This window comes from Bremerella sp. P1 (assembly GCF_028748185.1).
Lineage (GTDB): Bacteria > Planctomycetota > Planctomycetia > Pirellulales > Pirellulaceae > Bremerella.
On record NZ_CP118164.1, the window covers coordinates 5059774 to 5082628 of the forward strand.

14 protein-coding genes are annotated in these 22855 nt (G+C 54.2%); 3 read left to right on the forward strand and 11 right to left on the reverse strand.

Translation table 11 applies throughout. The features are described 5' to 3' along the window. Nucleotides 1-118: 118 nt before the first annotated feature. Nucleotides 119-2392 (forward strand): efflux RND transporter permease subunit, encoded by a 2274-nt coding sequence (locus PSR63_RS21195; protein ID WP_274327671.1) that lies wholly within the window; start codon nt 119-121, stop codon nt 2390-2392. Between the two features lie 9 nt (nt 2393-2401). Here PSR63_RS21195 and PSR63_RS21200 read toward each other — a convergent pair whose 3' ends face one another. The 11 genes from PSR63_RS21200 to malQ all read right to left on the reverse strand — a co-directional run bounded on the left by PSR63_RS21200 (nt 2402) and on the right by malQ (nt 18952). Beyond that, nucleotides 2402-3496, reverse strand: coding sequence for a hypothetical protein (locus PSR63_RS21200; RefSeq protein ID WP_274327672.1), 1095 nt, complete (start codon nt 3494-3496; stop codon nt 2402-2404). Between the two features lie 28 nt (nt 3497-3524). Beyond that, nucleotides 3525-4898, reverse strand: coding sequence for an FHA domain-containing protein (locus PSR63_RS21205; protein WP_274327673.1), 1374 nt, complete (start codon nt 4896-4898; stop codon nt 3525-3527). A 5-nt stretch (nt 4899-4903) separates the two neighbouring features. Beyond that, the gene (locus PSR63_RS21210; protein ID WP_274327674.1) at nt 4904-6487 is read right to left on the reverse strand and encodes an FHA domain-containing serine/threonine-protein kinase; all 1584 of its coding nucleotides are present in this window, start codon (nt 6485-6487) and stop codon (nt 4904-4906) included. A 451-nt stretch (nt 6488-6938) separates the two neighbouring features. Next, nucleotides 6939-7556, reverse strand: coding sequence for a PepSY-associated TM helix domain-containing protein (locus PSR63_RS21215; protein ID WP_274327675.1), 618 nt, complete (start codon nt 7554-7556; stop codon nt 6939-6941). Then, on the reverse strand, nt 7553-9073 hold the full coding sequence (locus tag PSR63_RS21220) for a DUF2271 domain-containing protein (RefSeq protein ID WP_274327676.1): 1521 nt from the start codon (nt 9071-9073) through the stop codon (nt 7553-7555). Before PSR63_RS21220 ends, PSR63_RS21215 begins: the two co-directional genes overlap by 4 nt. Nucleotides 9074-9141: 68 nt before the next feature. After that, nucleotides 9142-12009 carry a DUF3386 family protein gene (locus PSR63_RS21225; RefSeq protein ID WP_274327677.1) on the reverse strand — a complete coding sequence of 956 codons (2868 nt, stop codon included), beginning with the start codon at nt 12007-12009 and terminating at the stop codon, nt 9142-9144. Between the two features lie 65 nt (nt 12010-12074). Then, complete coding sequence (locus tag PSR63_RS21230) at nt 12075-12782, reverse strand: hypothetical protein (protein ID WP_274327678.1); 708 nt, start codon at nt 12780-12782, stop codon at nt 12075-12077. 46 nt (nt 12783-12828) lie between these two features. Beyond that, complete coding sequence (locus PSR63_RS21235) at nt 12829-14166, reverse strand: outer membrane protein assembly factor BamB family protein (RefSeq protein WP_274327679.1); 1338 nt, start codon at nt 14164-14166, stop codon at nt 12829-12831. Between the two features lie 422 nt (nt 14167-14588). After that, a complete protein-coding gene (locus tag PSR63_RS21240; protein ID WP_274327680.1) occupies nt 14589-15494 on the reverse strand; it encodes a fructose bisphosphate aldolase in 906 nt (301 codons plus the stop codon). Continuing rightward, the gene (gene pgi, locus PSR63_RS21245; RefSeq protein ID WP_274327681.1) at nt 15491-17134 is read right to left on the reverse strand and encodes a glucose-6-phosphate isomerase; all 1644 of its coding nucleotides are present in this window, start codon (nt 17132-17134) and stop codon (nt 15491-15493) included. The genes PSR63_RS21240 and pgi overlap by 4 nt, the downstream gene beginning before the upstream one ends. A gap of 276 nt (nt 17135-17410) precedes the next feature. After that, nucleotides 17411-18952, reverse strand: coding sequence for a 4-alpha-glucanotransferase (gene malQ, locus PSR63_RS21250; protein WP_274327682.1), 1542 nt, complete (start codon nt 18950-18952; stop codon nt 17411-17413). A gap of 448 nt (nt 18953-19400) precedes the next feature. Here malQ and PSR63_RS21255 point away from each other — a divergent pair, with 448 nt between their 5' ends. Together PSR63_RS21255 and araD are read left to right on the forward strand one after the other, a co-directional pair. Next, the gene (locus tag PSR63_RS21255; protein WP_274327683.1) at nt 19401-21047 is read left to right on the forward strand and encodes a GntP family permease; all 1647 of its coding nucleotides are present in this window, start codon (nt 19401-19403) and stop codon (nt 21045-21047) included. Between the two features lie 55 nt (nt 21048-21102). Beyond that, nucleotides 21103-22833 (forward strand): L-arabinonate dehydratase, encoded by a 1731-nt coding sequence (gene araD / locus PSR63_RS21260; protein WP_274327684.1) that lies wholly within the window; start codon nt 21103-21105, stop codon nt 22831-22833. The last annotated feature ends 22 nt before the right edge of the window (nt 22834-22855 follow it).

Sequence of the window (22855 nt, forward strand, 5' to 3'; positions counted from 1 at the left end):
GTTAGCGGTGCTAGTGCTTTCTATTTCATCCTATTTCAAGCAGGATGCATGTGTTATTCTCAATCGACGAAATTCGAAGCATGTCGTCGACCATTGATTCGCAACCTGGTTTTATTTCATGTCCCAATCCTCGTGGCAGGACCGTTTCGGCTGGTTCATCCTGGTTTTCTTTTTGGCCATTACTCCCATCGTCATGATCGGGACGAAAGGCGCTTGGGACGGCATCAAAAATCGGGTCGAAGACTGGTTGCCGGAAACGTTTGAAGAAACCCAGCGACTGATCTGGTTCTACGAGCGATTCGGTACTGACGAATTGCTGATGGTGAGCTGGAAAGGATGTACACTCGAAGACCCACGGGTTGCTCAATATGCTCAGGCGATCGCTGCAGCCGATGAAGTTGAAGGCGAAGAGGTGGTCTGGTTTGGCGAAGTCGTTACTGGGCCTGAGGCACTGAACTCTCTCACCTCTGAGCCGCTGGAATTGCCAAAGAACTTGGCCCTTGAGCGACTCGAGCATTGGTTGATCGGTGAAAACGGTGACCAGACGTGTGTTGTCGCCGTTGTCTCAGCGCAAGGAGAGGAAGACCGGGCTGCGGCGATTGAATACGCCTATGAAGCGGCCGATCGAGTTGAAGGGCTAAGCCGCGACGATCTGATTATTGCCGGCACTACCCTGGATGGAGTGGCCATTGATAAGGCCAGCAAGGGTTCACTAGCCGCATTGAATCTTGGATCGTTCGGCGTGTGCATTCTGATCATGGCGATCAGTTTTCGCAGTGCCCGGGCAACGATCATCGTCTTCGTTCTGGCGATTTTCTGCGAGCAGCTCAGTATGGCCATTATGTATTACAGTGGTCAGCAGATGGACTCTGTGCTCACGCTTGCATCGAATTTGACGTACGTTCTGAGTATCTCTTCGGGCGTTCACTTGATGAACTACTATCGCGAGTCGCTTGCTGAGCGTTCTGCGAAGGAGTCCGTTGGCTGGGCTTTACGTTCAGCGCTGGTTCCCTGCTTGCTGTCAGCCGGAACGACGGCCGTGGGGATGATGTCCTTAACGGTCAGCCAGATTCGTCCGGTGACCAATTTTGGTTTCTATGCAGCCGTTTCCATTCTGTCCGCGGCCGTGGTTTTGCTGATCTGGATGCCTGCGGCGATGTATAAGTTCCCGATCGATCCAGAGACTTGGCATCACAAGAGTAAGTCCGCTTCCCGACTTCAACCGATCTGGGAAATGCTCTCGCGTAATATGAATTCTGCCAAGTGGCCTATCTTTGGAGTTTCCCTTGTCGCCCTTTCTGTTTCTTTGCTAGGTGTGCAGAAGATCTCGACTTCGGCCCAACTGCATGATTTGTTCTGGGCTGATGCGCCTATCTTGCAGGACTACGACTGGTTGGAAGAAAACGTGGGGCCTCTTATTCCGATTGAAGTCGTGCTGAGGATCGACCAGCCGGAAGGGATTCAAACCGACGAACGGTTCCGTATCATCGATCACGTCCAGCAGAGCATCGAAGGAGTCGATGGCATCTCGGCGACCATGTCAGCCGCGACATTTGCCCCGGTCATTCCGCCCAAGGATGAAAAAGGATTTCGTGCTGTGATGCGTCGGGCATCGATTCGCAAAATCCTGGAAGGACGCCTGCCTCGATATGTCGACATGAATTATTTGAGAATCGAGGATGGTGACGAACTTTGGCGGATCAGTGCTCGCGTGCGGGCGGCCGATCGTTTGAATTATGGTGCGTTGATGGAGCGTCTGCGGGCAGGCGTCGATCAATCACTGAAAGATTACCCGAGTGTGCAGCCCATCTACTCAGGTTCGGTGCCACTGATCTTCAAAGCTCAGAGCGAGATGCTTGGGGACTTGATCAAGAGTTTTGGCTTGGCGTTCGTAATGATTGCCATCATCATGATGATCCTGCTGAGGAATGTCGTGACCGGGCTTTTCAGCATGATTCCCAATGTGCTGCCGACGCTGTTGGCATTCGGCACAATGGGCTACCTCGGCGTTCAAGTGGAAATCGGTTCGCTACTGACCGCAAGCGCCGCGCTTGGTATTGCGGTCGACGATTCGCTGCACTTCATAAGTTGGTTTAACAAAGGTCTGCGTGCCGGAAAATCGAAGGTCGAGGCTACACGGCTTGCTTACGATCATTGCGGATTGGCAATGATTCAGACGTCGTTGATTTGCTCGCTTGGGTTGTTGGTTTTCGCTCTTAGTCCCTTTACCCCGGTGTCACGATTTGCGTTTCTGATGTGTGGCCTGCTGCTGACGGCTCTGCTTTGCGATCTGTTGATTTTGCCTGCGATTCTGCTTTGCTTCACAAAAAAGCCCAAGCCGACAACCGAATCATCGGAAGCCGGCTTGGGTGACGTGCACGCAGAAGAATAAAGACGGAAACTACGGTTGTTTGGGATCGGCAGCGGAAGTCGCAACGTAGAGACTCTTGGCCATCTCAAACAGCTTTTGGTAGGTGTTTTCATTGCCTGGTTCAGGCGGAGCGAACTCAACCCCGTTACGTACCATGTACGAAAGAAGCGAAGTCAGATTCTTACCGTCTACCGATGGGTTGTAGCCATTGATGACCAACGCTCCATCAGCTTTGCCAACTCGTTTCAAGCGGCGAACGGCATGCGAGAGACTTTGCAGGTGCTGCTCCGACTCGCGGTAGAGGTAGTACTCGGCCACGCCTTTGCGAGCCATCTCCTGGCCATCGACTTCCTGAAGGAACTTATTGGCCAGTTGCAGAATCGAATTCTCGAGTTTGTCGATCAGGATCGGATCGATTTCTGTTTGCTGGGAAGCAGCCTGACGCACTTCTTCGAGGTTGTTTTCGATCTTTTCTCGGTCTTCCTTGAATCTTTCGTTTTGCAGCAAATGCGGCCACCATTGGAAGTTGCCAAGTTTACCGGTGTCTGCCTGGAAGACACCCGTTTCACCACGCACATTGGTTAGCTTCAAATTGATTTTGGAGAGGTCGTCTGGCGTTAGCTGAAAGCGAGCCATTAACTGGGCCACTTCGATGTCGTCGTTCAAGTAATCGAACGACAGAACACTCGACCGCAGTGCTTCCTTCATGGTGTTCAGAGCTGCCCCGTTGGTGAGGCCTTCCCCGGTGAGATCCGGATGATCGACCAGTCGACGCATCGCCTTTTCTTTGCGAGTATCGGCTTCGTCTAAGTGGTTCTTCAGGACATTGGCGTCTCGGACGGCGCGGCGTTCGAAGTAGATTTCGACTGCTTTCAGCGCGTTGTCCAATTCCTTGTCGTAGGCATCGGCGGCGATCGCTCGTGCGGTTTGATAGTCTACCGCCGCTTCGCCTTGAGCTCGGATCAATTCGGCCTGACCGAAGATCAGACCGACTTCCATGTGCGGTGAACGCGAGTAGTACCAGGGGCGATTGTCATCTTGGACGACAACTTGTTGTGCCTGCGCGGCAACTGGAGCAAGCAATAACGCCAAGCTCAAGCAGGTGAGAGTAGTTGTTTGGGACATCGATCTATTTCCTCTGCGCTGGACAAGTTTAGTTTTTCGAGTACTGACGGATAAACGGCATCACGTCAGATATCACGGTCGCGTCGAACGTCTGACCAGAGGGGGGCGAACCCAGCATCATTTCTGGCGTCAGACGCGAATAGATGGCAACGAGTTCTCCTTGCGAATTCAGCAGAGCGGATCCATTCCAGTTCGTATCGCGATGGGCTGCTGGAGTGAGCGAGTCAAATTTGGCAATCAGCAGCCGAGCATTCTCTTCCACGCCAGCTTCGCCAATCGAGCGTTGAATCCGGACCGTCTTTTCCTCGATGGGTAATTCACTATTGGGTGGGATAAACGGCGCGACGCGATCAAAACCGTGACCTACCAGGGTAAGTTTGGAAAGCGGCGGCAGCGTTGCGGTTTCGGCCAGCGGCAGCCAATACGGCAGTGTCTCTTGCACGTGAATGATGGCCACGTCGAAGTGATGCGGCTTCTCGGCGATCACCATGAAATGTCGATAGGCATCTTCGAGCGTTTTCTTCAGGTCGGCACTGATGTCATTCATGTCGACTTGGGAATAGATGCTATGGAACTTGGCCTCAGCGCCATCACCTTCCTTCATAGCTGCCACGTAAGTGGGATGAGGAACAAACTGAGTAACGGTAAGCTTCTTCGGACCCAGCAGCATTAATTGGGGAAATCGCTCTTTGGCTAATTCCGAAATAGTTTTCGCTGTGCCGGTTGCCAGGATCGTGTTAGGACCAATCGCGAGACCTGTTCCAATGCGGTACTGCTGATCAAGATTCTCATCAGCAACGGCCAGCACATAGATTGCCTCTTCAGGTGCGTGCTGTACGACGGTCTCTTGAGGTTTCGGATCAGGCTTGGGGTCCGGGGGAGTATTTGGCGGAGTCGTGGTATTTGGATCGCTTTCTGGTGGAGTACTTTCACCAGGGCTGGGATCGGTAAGGCCGACCTCATCCGGATTATTGGCGACCGGTTGATCTCCCTTCGAGCCACCGCTCCAGGCCATGATCGCAAACAGGATGATCAAAAGAAGGACGGTGGCACCAACACCACCGGCGATCATTAAATGTGCGGGAAATGGAGCTTCCTCTCCGCCCTCTGCGGTTGAACTCTCTTTGGGCAAATCCGGCGGAGACTTCGGGCCGGAAAGCTGTGATGGCATGGGCATGGTGACGTTTCGCCCGAGCGTCACCAGGGCATCGGGATGAATCTGTTTCTTCTTGTAGATTCGCTCGCCGTTGATAAACGTGCCGTTGGTGGACTGCAGGTCTTCGATAAACACACGACCGTCGTCGAATTCCAGACGGCAATGTTCGCCGGATACCGTCGGCTCATCGATGACGATGTCGCAGGTATCGCGAGCACCAACAATCCACACCTTCTTCGATCCCATCCGCTCTACAACCATCCTTCCTTTTTCATAATCACTCGAAGCGCGTTTTGCATTTCACGAGCATTGGGGAAACGTTCACTGCATTCGGTCTTGAGCGCCGTGTCGAGCACGTCGGCCAGACCATGGTGAAAACCAGGGTAGCGTTTTCGTAGTGGTTTAACTTCGCCGTTAAGAACCAGTGCCAGCGGATCACTGCCCTTCTCGTCACCACGTGGATATCGGCCGGTGATAATGCGATAAAAGCTCGCACCCATGCTGAAGACATCGCTGGCAGGGTTCACATACTTGTAGTCTGTCAGTTGCTCACGCGGCATGAAGGGGAAACTGCCGGTGTACGTGCCGGTTGCGGTCATGCCCGAGAAGCCTGCCTTCTCAAAGTCTTTCGTTAGACCGAAATCAGCAATCTTGGGGATCCAGCGTTTGTTGCGTTTGGCGGCCAGCAAATTGGAAGGCTTCAAATCGCGATGGACGAGCCCTTTTTCATGAGCGAAAGCCAAGCCGTCTAACAGCAAATACAGCGAGACCGCGATGTGCTTCGGCTGAACGTTGGTTTTCTTTTGGCGGAACAGCTTGGACAGTGGGCCACCATCGCAGAATTCGCTAACCACGTAGAACTCATTGCCAATGCTGCCAGCCCCAAACGACTGCACGATATTACGATGGCGTAGCCGACCACTGACTTGCATCTCTTTCAAGAACGAATCGCGTGCGTCATGATTCACATTGATTCGAGATCGTAAGAATTTGATAGCCACGGGACTATCATCGATTGTCCGTCGCGCGAGATAAACTTCTCCCAGGCCGCCGGCGCCGAGGAACTCTTTGAATTCGAAGCCGTCCAAGATGGGGAATTCGCCCGGCTGTCGCTCTGGCGGTTCGTAGGCATGATCGTTTTGGCCGATCCGACTACCAAATGCGCCGTTGGGAGCGTTCGCCCCCTCCACCATCGTAGCGCGTCCGGCTACCTCTGAAATGTCCGCCGGTGGCGGCATCTCGTTGATGGTCTGCCGACCAACATTCGAGCCAGGTGGCGGTGGAGGCATTTCGTTAATCGTCTGTCGCCCTGCATTGCCCGGCATGGATGGCGGTAGTTCGTGCATCGTTTGCCGACCTACCGATGAAGGGGAACTAGGAGGTGGCAACTCGGTGATAGTACGGCGGATATCGCTACCGGAAGAGGAGTTCGGTGCGTCTTCTTCCATGAACTTGTCGAAGACACATGTCGCGGTGATCGCTTTCTTCTCTTCGACAAAGACCTGGAAGACCGTCTTGCCTGCCGTGATGACGTCACCGTTGGTCAGGTCTACCGAAGAACCTCCGACCTTGCCTTCGCTTTCAAGACCGGCAAACGTCACGCGTCCACCGTGTTTCTTTCCATTCACAAAGGTCCCATTGCGGCTTCCCAAATCGCGAAGTCGAGAGAGTGGCGGATTGACCTCTAACAAGAAATGATGACGCGAGACAAACGGATCTTCCTGGATCGAAGCGTGGCAATGCTGCTCGTCACGCCCGAAGAGGAAGATATCGTGTCCCTCAAATTCATAGACCCGACCTTGCATCGGGCCCTTCTTCACTTCAATCCGAATCAAATCATCGCCTCCGCTGGGAAGTTCACACCTGGTGGCTCCGAAATCTATCAGGCCCAGGCAGCGGCTCAATGGCATAGGACGCGTTGCAGCGGTTCAACTCAGGCACATCCGGTATCCCGCGCTTCCGATAATCTATCGAGGTTATCAGGATGGCTGCGTGGCTGTTGCCAAAAATCCCCCAATAAGGTGTCAATAAAAGACCACAGATGGTTACGTAGCGATCCATCCAGGCGTTTCACCCGTTAGGGAACGTGCTACCGCGATTTGCGAAACTTCCGTTCTAGTAAGACCTTAACGAATTAGGCTTTCTCGATTTTACGTTGCACCAATCTAACGATGCAAACCATTTCCCTGGTGAAAATCCGTGGGTAAGAAATGACCCCCAAACCGTAAGTCAGGGGGCCACCATTGGTTATTTCGAGTTTTTGCCTTGGATTTCGCGTGTCGGTCGTTAAGGCACCCAGAGCATCCAGGCGGCGACCAAAAGGATAGTACCCACAAGCGTGACGACTAAACCTGCTCCCCGCTGTCGTTTCAAGAAGAGCAGAAGAACGAGCCCCGTCACGGAAACCAGTACCATGAGGATCGCCGAGATATCGATCACCCACGACCACTCGGGACCAGAGTCACGCCCCTTGTGGAGGTCGTTCATGATCGCGATGGCGCCACTTGCGGTCTCGCTGACCGTATATTTGCCGGTCTCCCGGTCGATGAATACGTCTGCCACGTAGCCAGCACTCTTAAACGTCACCATGCAATCGAAGTCCGACACTTCAAACTCGGCGACTTTCCCCTTCAGGTGATGCGTGGCTCGAAGCTCCTCGGCGATCGATAGCTTGTCGACCTCGTCGGCCAACTGTGAAGTTGGGAAAGACCCTTCTTCATCTCGGATCACCACCTGGTCTGCGCCAAACCAAGTGGGATGATTCAGGGTGAGTCCGGTCGCGGCAAAGAAGAGCAGTGTCGCGAAGCTGATCATCGACAGGTACGTGTGCAGCCAACGCGTTAGTTTGGCGCTGGCGGCATACCATGACTTACGACGGCGGGGCGTCTGTTCGTCCGACCTCATAGGGCCTCTTTGTCCGCAGCAGGCTGAGGAACAAATCGGTATGACATGGCTCCGACTTCCACGTTTCCTTTAAGTTTCTTCTCGGCGATCGGCTTTTCGCCCCACTCGAATGTTTCGCGAATGATCTGATAAGTACCATGTTCGCGAGCCACTTCCAAGCACAGCGTGTACTTTCCCTTGGCCAGCGGCAGGTCGAGATTGTCGGTCCCATCGAAATGGGCCTTGTATTCGCCCGGGCCACGCGTTGCCCCGGAAATGGTGTCAATCAGATCAACATTCTCGACGGTCCTGCGAAGCCGGTCATTGCGATACCAACGCGTCAAATCGCGATGCCATCGCGGGCCAGGCTGTTCGGTTTGCATCCAGAGGATTTCCGTTTTGACCGGAAACCCTTCGGCGTCTTCTAACCACATCGCAACATACGGACGTCGATATCGGCCGCCTTGGGCACGCTGAATGGTGAAGTCAACAAAAAGGCCGTGCTCGGGTTTGGGTGCGTCCTCTTTGGCGACCAACTGCTGCGTGTTCGCTTGTAATCCGCCAAGTGGCCAGCCTCGGGATGTCACCACTTGTCCTGAGGCTGTAGCAATGCAGCACTCGGTGTTTTCCAGGGATTCGATCAAAGCGAGTCCATCCTCCGGACCGAGAACACTCACCGCTGTTGCCAGGGCATCGGCATCGATTGCTTCCGTGCTTACGACGGTTACCGAACGCGTTAGATCGGCGGGCAGGCAGGTGCGGGGATCGAGAATATGCGAAATCTGACGATCGCCAATGGTCAGGTAGCGTCGGTAATTGCCACTGGTAGCCATCGCCAGCGGTTGAGTCACGACAATCGTTTGCAGCGGCTGAGCGCCTTCGCCCGCACTGCTTGGATTCTCGATCGCAATCTCCAGGGGTTGGTCTCCCAGCTTTCGAAGGTCACCCCCGATGTTGATTAGGAAATCGCTGGCGTCCGGATACTCTCGCTGCACGAGTTCGCACACACGATCCAGAATGTAACCCTTGGCCAGGCCGTCCAGGCTGATGGCCAGCGAGTCATTGCGTTGAATCGAACCGTCGTGTTGGAATGCGTACGGAGCGGTTTGCAGTTGAACCGCCAGTTGTTGACGCTCAGCGTCTTTAGGAGCACGGTTGGTCTTGGCAGCACTTTTCCACAACTGGGACATCGCTTCTGCGCGAACATCGAAAGCGTGAGACGTTTCAGTTCGCCAAAAATCGGCACGCCGCAGAACAGTCGCGAGATCTTCGGAAATGGAATCCGTATGACCAGCTTGCCAAAACATCAGCTCGCTTCGATCATCCCAACGGCTTAGCACGGCATTGAGTCGATCGATTTCCTGCAGGACGCTTTGCTCGATAACGGAAGCACGCGTCTCATCTTCACACGAAATGGCCAGATGCAACGAAGTACCTAGCACATGTTCATGGTGAAAGTGAAAGTCTTCCGCGATAACGGGCGTTGCGATAGCGGTCGCCATCGCTAGAACGACCAGGTTCCAAATTCGGAGTGTCATGCGTCTACTATTGAAAAGGATTCCGTAAAACCGCGAAAAATACTAACCAGGTGTACCGCCTTCAAAGCTTAAGCTGCGTCTTCATCCTGCTTCGACTTTGCTTTCTCTTCCTGCTTCTTAAGGGCCGCAATCAGTTCGTCCTTGGTCAGCAGTCCGTCGTTGTCGTCATCGCCAAACTCGATGAGGGAACCGAGACGATCTCCCAATTCTTCAGCGGAAAGCTTACCGTCCTTATTCGTGTCTTTACGCATCATCGTTTTGGCGTTCGACTCGGCTTCGCTGCCGCGACGGCGACCTGAGAGGTTTAAACCATCGGCAGCGGATGGAGTTTCGCGAGGATTGGGATCAAACAAGACAAAGTTTGCCTGACCATCGACTTCTCGGTCGATTCCGTAGAATAACAGACGCCCGCCGAAATTGAACATTGCCATTGAAGGATCAACTCCAGACAACTCCTCGGCGAGAACCGTCCAGCGGTCTGCTTCCGGATCGTAAACTTCCAGTGACGATTCTGGCGAGAAATGCCCCTGGGAGTTCGAGAACCCACCGAACAGGTAGAGTTGCTTGCCATCGCTGGCCAGGCTGGGGAATACACGATGCTTATGCGGCGCGGCGATGGTTCGCCACGTACGGTCTTTCAGGTGGAAAACGTCAACCGTCTCGACAATGTCGCCTTCGCCCAGGCCGCCTACCAAAAAGTATTCGTCTCCAATCCGGGCACCACCAAACGAACGACGCGGGTGGGGTAGGGCGACTTCAGGAAGGGGGGCGATCGAGGTCTCGTCACCCCACCAGTGCAAGACATGCTTGTTCAGGCCGCGTCCTTTGCCAGCTTCGCTACCACCAAAGCACCACACGGCGTCGTCGTAGCTGATGGCATCGAGCATGCCTCGCGGCGTTGGCAGCGTCGAGTTAACCGTTGTCCAGGTCTTACTCTCCGGATTGAACGACAGAACCTGGGAAAGCGAACCAAACTTCTGATCCGGTAAGCCGAGTCCCCCCAAAACAAGCAACTGCTTGTGCTCGCTCGTTTGGGCATGACGTACTGCGGTACCACTTTGCAAGGCGTGCGGCATATCTGGCAGGCGCTCGCCGGTTTGGTTGGCAATGTCGTACAGGAATGCTTCGTTGAGGATGGTCTCCTTGGTGAAGTCATGCGGCTTGCGGCTGGCATTACCACCCAGTGCGTAGAGGTTGGTCCCATCCAGGACTAGCGTTTGGCTTTGCTTGGCTTTGCCGTCGAACGGAACGGACCAGCGAACAACATTCGGACCGGAAGTGTTGGTTTGTACCGGAACCGATTCGATCGCCGCCAAGCGACCTCCCAGCATGGATGTTCCACCTACGGCGAGTAGGCGACTTGCTTCAACGGGCAGGAGACGCAGAAACATGCGTGGGTAAATCAGTCGCGTTTCAACTTCCCAGTCCGTTCCATCATCGCTCAGGCGATAGAGGATTCCGGAACCGCCGGTGACATACAGATGATCGCCAGTTGCAAACGAACTGGTTGCGAAGCCGGCTGTGCTGCTGTCGGCCTTCAGTTCAGGTCCTGCCGACCAGCTTTCTGACTCGGGATCGAAGACCGATACCTTGCGAGTTATTCCCTTTTGTTGAATTCCGCCAAAGAGATATAGCTTGCCATTGTAGGCAGCCACTGAGACCGCCCGGGTGAGGTAACCTGGTCCGGAGAGCGATTCCCAACCCTTCTCAGGATTGTCGAGATCGAAACGCAGGATGTCGTCATGCCATGGGGCGTCGCTCGAGGATTCGCCTTGCAGATCCCAACCGCCGGCCACGTAGATGTGACGTCCCAACACGGCCGCGTCTAACGAAGAACGTGGTTCCGGAAGGGGAGCCAGTTCAGTCCATTCGTTTTTCTCGGTATCGTATCGCGTAAAGTGCGTCGTCGATTTGAAGTTGGTGTCTTCGTCACCTTGGTTCAAAAAGGTGAGCCCGCCAATGCGGTAAATGTAGGTGCCATCGGTGACCAGGGCCGTGCTTTGCGCAGGTTCCTGCTTGGCAAGCTCTTCCCACTGGGCATTTGGATCGTCGAACTTGATACGTCGGAAGTGATCGGCCAGCACGTCTTTGCCGAAGCCATGGGCATCTCCATCGTGCCCGCTGAAGACATAAAGATAGTCCCCCAGCACTGCCGCGCCAAAGCTGGTCAGCGATTCTGGGAGTGGTTTGTGCAGCTTGACGACGCTTGGATCAGACAGATGTAGCTGATGCGCGGTGAATTCAAGTTTGCGGACCGACCGCTCGCCTTTCTCACCGGTCTTCACGGTATAGCAATGATCGGGCAGGTAAAAATCGCCGACCTGCTTCCATGCGAAGTAGTTACTGAGATTCGACTCGATGTTGCCGGTGTCAGGGTCGCGGAAGGTGACCGACGTGGTTTGCGGTAGTACTTTGCCTGACGGAGTGATGAAGTTTTCGAGCGTGGTAATCTCGAACCAGGAAGACTCGTTGCGACGAATCACTTCTTTGATTTGACCTTCCTGAATTCGGAAGACGCCAGAACCATCATTCTCGGCAATCAAGCGACCGGCAACATGCGGCATTCCTTCTTCTTGGAACGAGACGTCGTACTGCTCAGGCGACGCATGCGGTTTGCGATGCGAGATAACCGAGCGAAGCTTGGACTTCAGCCAAGACTTCTTACCCTCGTCGGCGATGTCGAGAACGTATTCAAAGTCTTTCCCGACCCGAATGGTTCCTTCGTACCGCTCCGAATCTTCCGAAACCACAATGTTGGCCGTGAAGCCAGGGAAGTTGTGCCAGACTTCGCGTGAATCGTGAGCAGCCCGTCGAAGGCTGGCCGCCGTTGGTTCCGATGTCTTGCTGGTCGTTTGCGTTTCGGTTTCGACCGCATGGCTTGGAATCGCAATCGCCAGGGCAAAGGCGATAAACAGATAGGTGAAATGGGTTCGCATCGGTTGAGTTTTCATTGGGAGGGACGGGAGGTGAATGCCACAGAGTAACGAGTTGACGTAGATTACTACTTCTCGAAGTCTTGCGGATCTTTAAATGTCACGGTCAGGTAATGGGATGCGGATTCGTATTTCTTGTCGTTCAACGAACCGCTTTCGTCCTTGACGGTGTGCCCAACCATAATTCCGTTGAGGCCGTCTTCCACCTCTTTGTCGGAGAACGAAACTTTGCCTTCGGCGTCGGTCTTCTTTGAGGCCTCTTCGTGGCCTTCTTCACAGAACAGACGAACATCGGCAGCGGCCAGCGGTTGGCCTTTCCAGGTGATAAAAGCGTCGACGCCATGATCGGTGTCGACGAGTTCAGCTTTTAGTTCAAGATCGGAAGAATGCTTCGCTGCGCCTTGACGCGAATTGGGCAGTTTGCCACCGTAATGAACCGTGTAGTAATCAAGCCGCGAGCCATGATAGATTCCGAAGGTGACCTTCGATTGCAGCAGCGAATTCTTGTCGATCGCCTGGCTGGTTGTTCGCCCGACAAAGTCGTCCGTCTCTATGGAGTTCAATTCCAGCTTTTCCTTCGTCCCCTTAACGGTGACCAGTTCGACTTCCGACTTGGCGATCGAGCCTGGTAGCTTGTAGGTACAGTCGGCTGGATTCTCGCCGAAGAAGTACTGCACATGTCCTTCTTCATTGATGGTTACCCAGGGAAAGTGGGCGTAGGCAGGCGTCGCTGCGGCGATCAGACACAAAGCAACGAGGGTCTTCAACGTTTTCATGGAATTACCTTGGGGGACGGTGATTAACTCTGTCGGTGCAACGACTTTAGCTGGACGATTTATCTTCAATGGCGTACAAGGTGTCGCCGGTACGAATGATCAAGTAAGGGGAAACCGGAACGGCGGAGTAAATGATCGCATTCGACGATCCTTCTCCCTCTTCGTCTTCTTGGGTCGCCCAGAGCGAGTTCTCGGCGATCGCTTCACCGGTAGGCATGTCGATGATGGACGTCGTCCCTTTCGAGCCGAAGATATACAGCAGCTTGCCTTGTTGAAGCGGCGTCGCCCAAACACCGCCGGTAGCCAGACGGGCTGTGGAGGTTTGCTTGCCGGTTTCCACGTCGACCCCGAATAGAACACCACCACGATTGATAAACCAGGCAGTTCCATCCGCCACGATTGGGCTGCCAAAACTGGACTTCGCCTTCGCAGCTTGCCAGGCAAAGTCGGCCGTGTAGCTGTCGTCGTCCTGCTTGGTGATCTGGATCACGCCGTTAGATGAGCCGTCGGTTTGTGCGGCTGCTTCGCCGCGACCTTCCGAAGCGCCGATCAGAAAACGACCTTCGCCAAGCGGAATGGGCGTACAGGTTGTGTTGTTGGCGATCTGATCGAACTGCCATAACCGTTGACCGCTGTTGGGATCGAATCCAGCTATCTTCCCGCTGGCGCTGCACACCAAGTGCAAGGTGTTGCCCACGGGAACCAAGCGAGGCGTACTCCACGAGGTGGAGCCAAGTCCCTCAACTTTCCAAACGGTTTCACCAGTCGACTTGTTGAGAGCGGCCAGGTACGGCTCTTCCGAACGTTCGACCCACACGAAGACCAAGTCCTTGTCTTGTTCTAGCGACGACGAAAGACCGTGCCGCGAGGCAATCGCTCCGTACGCTTCGACCAAGTCGCGTTTCCAACGTATGTCTCCGTTATTCGTAACGGCTACCACCAGTCCACCTTCGTAGTAGGCGATGTAGCCTGCATCATCGGCGATCGGAGTCGGTGCGGCACGGCTGACATATGTGGTGTTCTCGATAGGACTCGGATTGGAGAACTCCTTCTGCCACAGCTTTTCCCCGTTTTCGAGTGAAAAGGCGACCAGGTAATAGTTCTCTTTGTTGGGGCCGCTGGTCGATGTTACAACGATCTGATTTCCAGATATGATTGGAGTCGATTGCCCGTAGCCAGGAAGTTCGGCCTTCCATGCGATGTTTTCTTCCGCGGACCAGCGTGTTGGCAAAGCGCCGCCGCTCACCGACAGATGTCCCCCATTCTGAAAGGAAGGCCAAGCGGCTGCTCGAAGTTCCTCGCCGACCGACTCACTGGCAAGCAGCAGAGCAATTGATGTCACGCAAAGGAGAGATGTTAGGTGCGAGAGGAACATGAATTTCATGGAAGATTCCTGGCGGATGTTCATTGGTGATGTTCGCTCCGCTGCGCGTAAGTAACTGCGTATGGCACGTCGTACGTGCCCAGCGATGAAGGCGATAAAAGGGAACACAGCATCCTCAAGAAACAACAATTCGCGCAGTTGGTCTACGTGATTGTCTGATGGTTGTGCCTGGACGCTGGCAAAAGAGGCTGGCGGCAGCAAGGTTGTTGATATTGAATCTCAGTACCCATCCAGGATACCAACCATCGCGAACGTTGCAAGAGGCTATCGCGAGAAAATAACGGCGGTCTACCGAAAAACACGTTCGTCTTCTAAGTCGTGTGATAGAAGAGGTTAAGGGGTTCTCTGAAGTCAACTGCACCGCAAGTGTAGGAGCCGATCAAGCAGATTTTGATCGGCCGATTGGTGCCACTTCGATGGAGTTACGCCATGGAAGCTTCGTAAATGCTCTGAATCGACTGATCCAGCATGGTATCGAATTCCTCTTCGGTTTGCTGAGCCTTGAGACCTTCGGTCAGTGCACGAGAAAAACTAGCCACGACCCCTTGGTTACGGCTCAGCAGTTCGTTTGCTTTTTCACGCGTGTAACCGCCCGAGAGGGCAACGACTTTCAGGATCTGAGGATGCTCGACAAAGGCTCGATAGAAGTTGTCTTCCTCGGGCAACGTGAGTTTCAGCATCACGTACTTATGATCGGGAAGATCGCCCAGGTGGCCGGCAAGGTACTCTTTGAGTAGGGCTTCGGCTTCGGCTTTCTCAGGGCTGTTAATGTCGATCTCGGGCTCGATGATCGGAACTAATCCGGCCGCGATGATCTTCTCCGCAACTTCGAATTGCTGGTCGACAATTTCCTTGATGCCGATGGGGTCGGCTAATTTGATGACCGATCGCATCTTGGTACCGAAGATGTTCTTGGCTTTGGCCCGAGTCAGAAGCTCATCGAGTTGTGGCATGGGCTTCATCAGTTGGACACCCTTGTCCTCGGGAGCGAGGCCTTTATCGACCTTAAGGATGGGCACGATCTTCTTTTCATGCCAGAGATAGTCGGCCGTTGGCATGCCTTCGACCTCGCGATCCATGGTGTTCTCGAACAAGATCGCGGCGAGAATTCGGTTGCCATTGAAACTGGGGCTGGTCATGATGCGTGTCCGCATCTGATGCACCAGCTCGAACATTTCTTCTTCGTTGGACCACGCATCCTTTTCGATACCATAAAGATGCAGGGCTTTGGGAGTGCTGCCGCCACTTTGATCGAGCGCGGCGACAAAGCCAGGCGTAGTTTGGAACTTCAGGAACTCCTCGCTGGTGGTGTTGATGATGGACATCATTTCTCCTTTGCAGCGCGATAACGGCGGATGAGGTTGTTGGTCGAACTGTCGTGCTGAAGATCTGGCATCTCTGCGCTTTCCAGTTCGGGAATGATTTGCTGGGCGAGTTGCTTGCCTAGTTCAACGCCCCATTGGTCGAACGAGTTGATCTGCCAGATGCTTCCCTGGACATAGACACAGTGCTCATACAGGGCAACGAGTTGCCCCAGGACGGACGGGGAAAGCTCATCGGCGAAGATCGTATTGGACGGACGGTTGCCCTCGAATACACGATGGGGGACCAGCCAGTCAGGCGTGCCTTCTTCCTTCACTTGCTGTTCCGTTTTGCCAAAAGCCAACGCTTCTGACTGGGCCAGAACATTGGCTATCAGCATGTCGTGGTGTCGTCCTAAGGGATTAAGCGACTTGCCAAATGCGATGAAATCGCACGGAATGAGTTCTGTCCCCTGGTGAATCAACTGATAGAACGAATGCTGACCGTTGGTCCCGGGCTCACCGAAGTAGATGGTGCCGGTCGTGTAGTCGACGCGGTTCCCGCTCAGCGTAATGTACTTGCCATTACTCTCCATGGTGAGCTGTTGGAGGTAGGCAGGGAATCTTTTCAAGTATTGTTCGTAAGGCAATACGGCAATCGACTCCGAACCGAAGAAGTTGCTGTACCAAATCGACAGCAAAGCCATCAACACAGGGATGTTCTTCTCGAATGGAGTTGTTCGGAAGTGCTCGTCCATTTGATGGAAACCATCGAGCATGGCCTTGAAGTTGTCAGGGCCGATGGCCAACATCGTCGAGAGGCCGATCGCGGAATCCATCGAGTAACGTCCGCCGACCCAATCCCAGAAGCCAAACATGTTGGCCGTGTCGATGCCAAACGCCGAAACCTTATCGGCATTGGTCGAAACGGCAACGAAGTGCTTGGCAACCGCCGACGAATCGCCGTCGAACGCAGCCAACAGCCAGTCGCGGGCCGTATTGGCATTGGTCATCGTTTCCAAAGTGGTGAACGTTTTTGACGCGACGATGAACAGGGTTTCGGTTGGATCAAGATCTTGGACCGCTTCTGCGAAATCGGTTCCGTCGACATTGGAAACAAAGCGGAACACCATGTCGCGCTGGCTGAAGTGCTTCAGGGCTTCGAAGGCCATGACTGGGCCAAGGTCCGAGCCACCGATGCCAATGTTGACTACGTTGGCGATACGTTTTCCGGAGTGTCCCTTCCAGTCGCCGCTGCGAACGCGGTCCGAGAAGGCAGACATCCGATCAAGTACTTCATGGACATGGGGAACGACGTTCTCGCCATCGACGATGATGGTCTTGTCCTTGGGGGCGCGAAGGGCCGTGTGCAGGACGGCACGGTCTTCGGTGATGTTGATCTTTTCGCCGCTGAACATGGCATCGATTCGCCCTCGCAAGTCAGACTCTTCGGCGAGTTGAATCAGCAGCTTAAGCGTTTCGTCGGTGACTCGATTCTTCGAATAGTCGAAGAACAAATCACCTCCTTCTGCCGTGAGTCGCTCTCCACGCTGAGCATCTTCTTCAAAGAGTGAACGGAGGTGCGTCGATTGAATTGCCTTGAAGTGTTCGGTCAAGCTTTTCCAGGCGTTGAGCTGCGTAAGGGGAGTCGTCGTCGATGCCATCATGAATTCCTTGTCGTTCAAGCCTGGGCGATATCTTCGCGGGGCGAATAACTTCTAATTGACCATATTTGTTAAGAGAAGTCGAAGAAAAGACTTCCCTCTAACTACCAAGATAACCTTTGTGAGATCGACTGCCAGTGGAGCGATTCTCACGTACCAATGAAGAGTTTTGACAAAACCGCAATCTGCCTGGAAGTGCGGTTGATGAAGATCTGGAGAAACCCATTTAAAGCGGGAGTCGTCTAGGCTGGCGTCATCGATGAAATCGAATCAAGAGAACTACGACTTCTCGACACGATTGGTTTGCTCGGTGACTTTTTTCAGGCAGCCGAAATAGTGGCTGTCTAACAGGTCAGTAGGGCATCGCCAGTTCCAATTGTTGTCTGCCTCGCCGGGGACGTTCATTCGGGCTTCGCCGCCCAGATTGAGCACATCCTGCAGCGGAGCGATTGCCAAAGCAGCGTCCGACGACCAGGCTGTGCGAATCAATTGCCAGGCGACGTCCTCTGGGGCGACCGGATCGGTATGAAGCATCCGCCAGACAACCTCTCGGGCCGAGTCAGGCAGTTCCTCGTACCATTGCCGGGTCGTTGCGTTGTCGTGTGTACCGGTATATACGACCGCGTTGTGAACGTAGTTCTCGGGCAAGTAAAAATTGTTGGGGTCACCATCGAAGGCGAACTGCAACACAAGCGTTCCAGGCAACTCGAACTGATCGCGAAGTTCATAGACGTCTTTCGTGATCGTTCCCAAGTCCTCGACGATATACGGCAGTGAGCCCAGTTCGGTCTGGATTGCTTCGAACAAGTCGGCTCCTGGGCCAGGAACCCAGGCTCCGTCGACGGCTGTGGTGGCCTCAGCAGGGACATTCCAGGCGGCGGCGAAGCCTCGGAAATGATCGAGACGTATCGCATCGGCATATTCCAGCAACGATTTCAATCGATCGATGAACCAGCGGAAGTTGTTGCTGCGATGGGCTTCCCAGTTGTAGACCGGATTGCCCCAAAGTTGGCCGAGGGCACTGAAGTAATCTGGTGGAACCCCCGCGACAAACTTCGGCCGTTTGTCTTCGTCGAGCATGAATAGGCTGGGGTTTGCCCATGCCTCACTGGATTCCGCAGAGACATAAATTGGCACATCCCCGACAATGCGGACATGCTTTGCCCTGGCATGATCGCGGACTCGTCCTGCATGACCCGCCATTAAGAACTGGAAGAAGCGAAACTTGCGGACCAGCGTTGCCAGCTCTTGATGGGCCTGCTGGATGGCACTGCGATCCCGATTGACCAGTTCGTGCGGCCAAGTCAGGAAATCGGCGTCGTCATACTTCACTTTCAACGCACGAAAGAGTGCGTAGTCTTCCAGCCAATGTTGATGCTGCTCGCAGAATTGCTGATAGCTTGCCTGCTGTTCTTCCGTTGTCGATTCGTTGAAGCTCACCCAGGCTTTTTCAAGCAGTTCGTACTTGAAGGTCGTGACTCCCTCGAAATCGACCTTGCCTTCGGGAATGTGCGTCTCGACGTCCGACGCAGCGATCCAGCCGTCTTCGACTAGCCAGTCGGGGCTTACGAGGATCTCGTTAATGGCGAATGAGGAAAGGGGCAGGTAAGGAGAACCGCCTTTGCCCGTGGGACCAAGCGGCAGAACTTGCCACCATGACTGACCATTTTCATGCAGGAGGTCGATCCAGCGGATCGCTTCCGGTCCGAAGTCGCCGATCCCGTAGGGACCAGGCAAGGAGGTCACGTGGAGCAAAATTCCCGAACCGCGATATCCATCAGGAAAGGGAGGGATATGACCCACCGAACCATCATCTGCCATTTTTTCCGATTCCAAAAAGGGAACAGCGTAAGCAAGGGGCCGTTTACGCCGTTTGTTTCACTGGGTTAGCGAACTCTTAGATGCCGTGCAAATGGGTGTCTCGTGCGTTTGTTAGTGATGATCATTGCAAGCAAACGTTATTATTTGAAGGCTTCCGAAAGGAATTTGGCGAGGTTTTCCCAGAGGAGTGGGTAAACAAGATCGCACGCAATATCTAATGCCGGCTCTATTGTTAAAGAGACTCCCGTTCAGCCAATGCCAATGGCTGGGAATGCGTCAAAGTACCGTTCTCAGGAATTGTGCGAATCCTTGCGATCTGATACCTTCTGGCATCGACGGTTAGGCTTTTTGGGCGTCCGGATTCTCGGCGCAGGAAAGCCGTGCCAGTGGTCCCTCCTTGATTTCCTCCTCCCGCTCCGTCCTTTCAACTGATCAGGCAAGCCAAGATATGCTCGCGATTGTCCTAGGAGTGTTGATCGTCATCTGTGGCGTTCTCTTCTTACGCATGCATGCCTTTCTCGCGCTGTTTTTCGGAGCATTGGCGGTCGCAGCGGCAACGACTTCTCTTTCCGTCTCGCAAAGTGTGCTGCATCGCTCGACTGCCGCGATCTCAGGAATTGAGGGAAATCAGATCACTCTCACCGACATCGACGAAGGTTTGACCAAGAAGCCAGGTGGCTTCTACATCACCTTCGATCCCCCAGGCGGCGAGGCCAAGCAAGAGCCGCGTTTGATATGGGTCGACCGATTCGAGGAAGAAGGCGAAGCTACCAAAGCCTACGCTGCCCAGGAAATCCCGAGCGATGTCGATGTGACCCACGCCCGCTTGGTTTCTCAGGACACGTATCGAGAAGCCCAGCAACTATCGGGTAGCAGTGCAATCAATCGCGTGGCGAGTGCCTTGGGATCGACGTTCGTAAAGATTGGGATTTTAATCGCCATGGCGTCGATCATTGGTCAATGCCTGCTGGCCAGTGGTGCGGCCGAACGAATTGTTTATGGGATTCGTCACGCGATGGGGGAACGCTGGACGGCACTGGCATTTGTGATCAGTAGCTTCGTTCTGGCGATTCCCGTCTTCTTTGACACCGTGTTCTTTCTCATGTTGCCGCTGGCCCAGGCCATGGCACAGCGTACCGGACGCGACTATTTGAAATATGTCCTGTCGATTGTCGTGGGGGGAACGCTGGCTCACTCCCTTGTGCCACCCACACCGGGCCCGTTGTTTGTGGCCACGGAACTCAACGTAAGTATTGGCGCCATGATTCTCGGAGGTATCGGTGTTGGGATCTGGGGGGTTATCGCTGGCTACTTCTACATGCTGTGGGCGAATCGCACGTGGCAGATCCCGCTCAGAATTGAGGCCCAGGAAGCGATCGCCGAAGAGCCCAACGACGAAAAGGACCTGCCAGGATTTGGGTTTTCGATTCTTCCGATCGTAATTCCAATTATCCTGTTGGGGCTGAAGACGGTCAGCCAGACGGCCTTCCCGTCATCGTCCAACGAGATTTGGAATACAGCGATCTCGTTTCTCGGGGATAAGAATATTGCCCTTTCGATTGGTGCCTTGTTGGCCCTGGCGACCTTGTTTTGCAAGCCGGCTATGACCTGGGTCGGGCTGAGCAAGTCGGTCCAGAAGGCCCTGAGCGAAGGGGGCGTGGTGGTCCTGATCACATGTGCCGGGGGCGCGTTTGGCGAGATGATTCGTCAGACGAATATTGGTGCGGTGATTGCCGAGTCGCTGCCCAGTTCTGTCGGCGGGACAGGCCTGTTGGTCACCGCATTCATGATTACAGCGATCATTCGCGTGATCCAAGGTTCGGCAACGGTGGCTATGATTACCGCAATCGGGATCGTCGTGCCGGTCGCCATGCAGATTGGGCTGCCCTTTCACCCGGTCTATTTGGCCTTGGCGATTGGCTGCGGGTCGAAGCCACTTCCCTGGATGAACGATAGCGGTTTTTGGGTTATCAGCCGTATGAGTGGGTTTAGCGAGAAGGAAACCCTGAAGACCTTTACCGTCCTGTTGACCATCATGGGGGTGGTGTCGTTTCTGGCGACCCTAGTTTTTGCTATTCTTTTTCCACTGGTTTAACTCACCGCGATGGCCGACAGAGCTTCGCAAAACTCCCCCGCAGATTGATTGATCGATGGCATCCAACCCGTCAGACGAATCGGAACTTCGCAGTGGCCGCTGGTTTGATCCGGACTCCCTTCGTGGGTTCGGGCACCGTTCGCGGCTCAAAGGTATGGGGTATGACGACGAGGATTATCGCGGCAAGCCAGTCGTTGCCATTCTAAATACCTGGAGCGACCTCAATACCTGCCATTCCCATTTCCCCGAACGTGTGCAAGAGGTGAAACGCGGTATCTGGCAGATGGGTGGGTTCCCGGTTGAAATACCGGTGATGTCGCTGGGCGAAATGATGATGAAGCCCACGACCATGCTTTATCGCAATTTGCTGGCCATGGAAACGGAGGAGGTCCTTCGCTGCCATCCGATTGATGCGGCCGTGTTAATGGGGGGCTGTGATAAGACGGTGCCTGCGATGATCATGGGCGCCATCTCGGCCAACCTGCCTGCGATCTTTTTGCCGGCCGGTCCCATGCTGAAAGCTCGCTGGAAAGATCAAACGCTCGGAAGTGGAAGTGATGCGTGGAAGTATTGGGACGAGCGTCGAGCCGGCAACTTGTGTGATGAAGCCTGGGGTGAAATCGAGAACTGTATCGCTCGCTCGGCTGGAACCTGCATGACAATGGGAACCGCATCAACCATGGCAGCGATCGCCGAGTCGATGGGGCTAACACTGCCGGGGGCTTCGTCCGTTCCTGCCGTGATTTCAGAACATGCTCGCCTGGCCGTAGCCACTGGGCGAAGAGCTGTTCAGTTGGCTCAGGAAAAGCTTTGCCCGTCCGATCTGTTGACGAAGGAATCGTTCGATAACGCGATTGTCACCAGTATGGCGATTGGCGGTTCAACCAACGCGATTGTGCACATCATCGCGATGGCTCGCCGAGCTGGTTTTGATTTGACGCTCAAGCGATTCGATGAACTCTCGAGAACGACGCCTGTCTTGGCGAACATCCGCCCCGCCGGAAAGTTCCTGATGGAGGACTTCTTCGATGCCGGTGGACTGACAGCACTGCTAAAACAGCTAGGCGATCACATTCAAGGTAGCTGCCGAACCGTGAATGGTTCGACATTGGCTGAGAATATTGAACGTGCCGAAGTGATCGACCCCGATATTATCCGATCGACCGAAGATCCAATCTCCCCGACTGGTGGCACTTTTGTGCTTCGCGGAAACTTGGCTCCTTCAGGCTGTATCATCAAGCCGACTGCCGCGTCACCGCGCTTATTGGAGCATACGGGACCGGCGGTTGTATTTGACACGTATGCCGATCTAAAAGCAAAACTCAATGATCCCGACACTGGCATCACCGCCGACTCAGTGCTCATTCTCCGGAACGCAGGGCCCCAAGGTGGGCCTGGTTTTCCTGAGTGGGGAATGCTGCCGATCCCGGATCATTTGTTGAAGCAGGGAGTCCGAGATTTAGTACGCATCTCAGATGCTCGCATGAGCGGAACGAGTTACGGCACGTGTGTCCTTCACGTCGCTCCGGAAGCGTCTGTCGGTGGTCCGTTAGCTTTGGTGCGCAACGGAGATCTGATTCAACTCAGCATTAAAGAGCGTCGGCTCGATCTGCTGGTGGACGATCAGGAATTGGCAAAACGCCGACAGAATTGGTCGGCACCGAAACCAAAATACGAACGCGGGTATGGTGCCATGTTCCTCAAACATGTTACCCAAGCCGATGCCGGTTGCGACTTTGACTTCCTGCATCACGGGGAAGAAACGCCCGATCCCGAAATTTATTAAGAAGCCATTATCAGGAATTGCG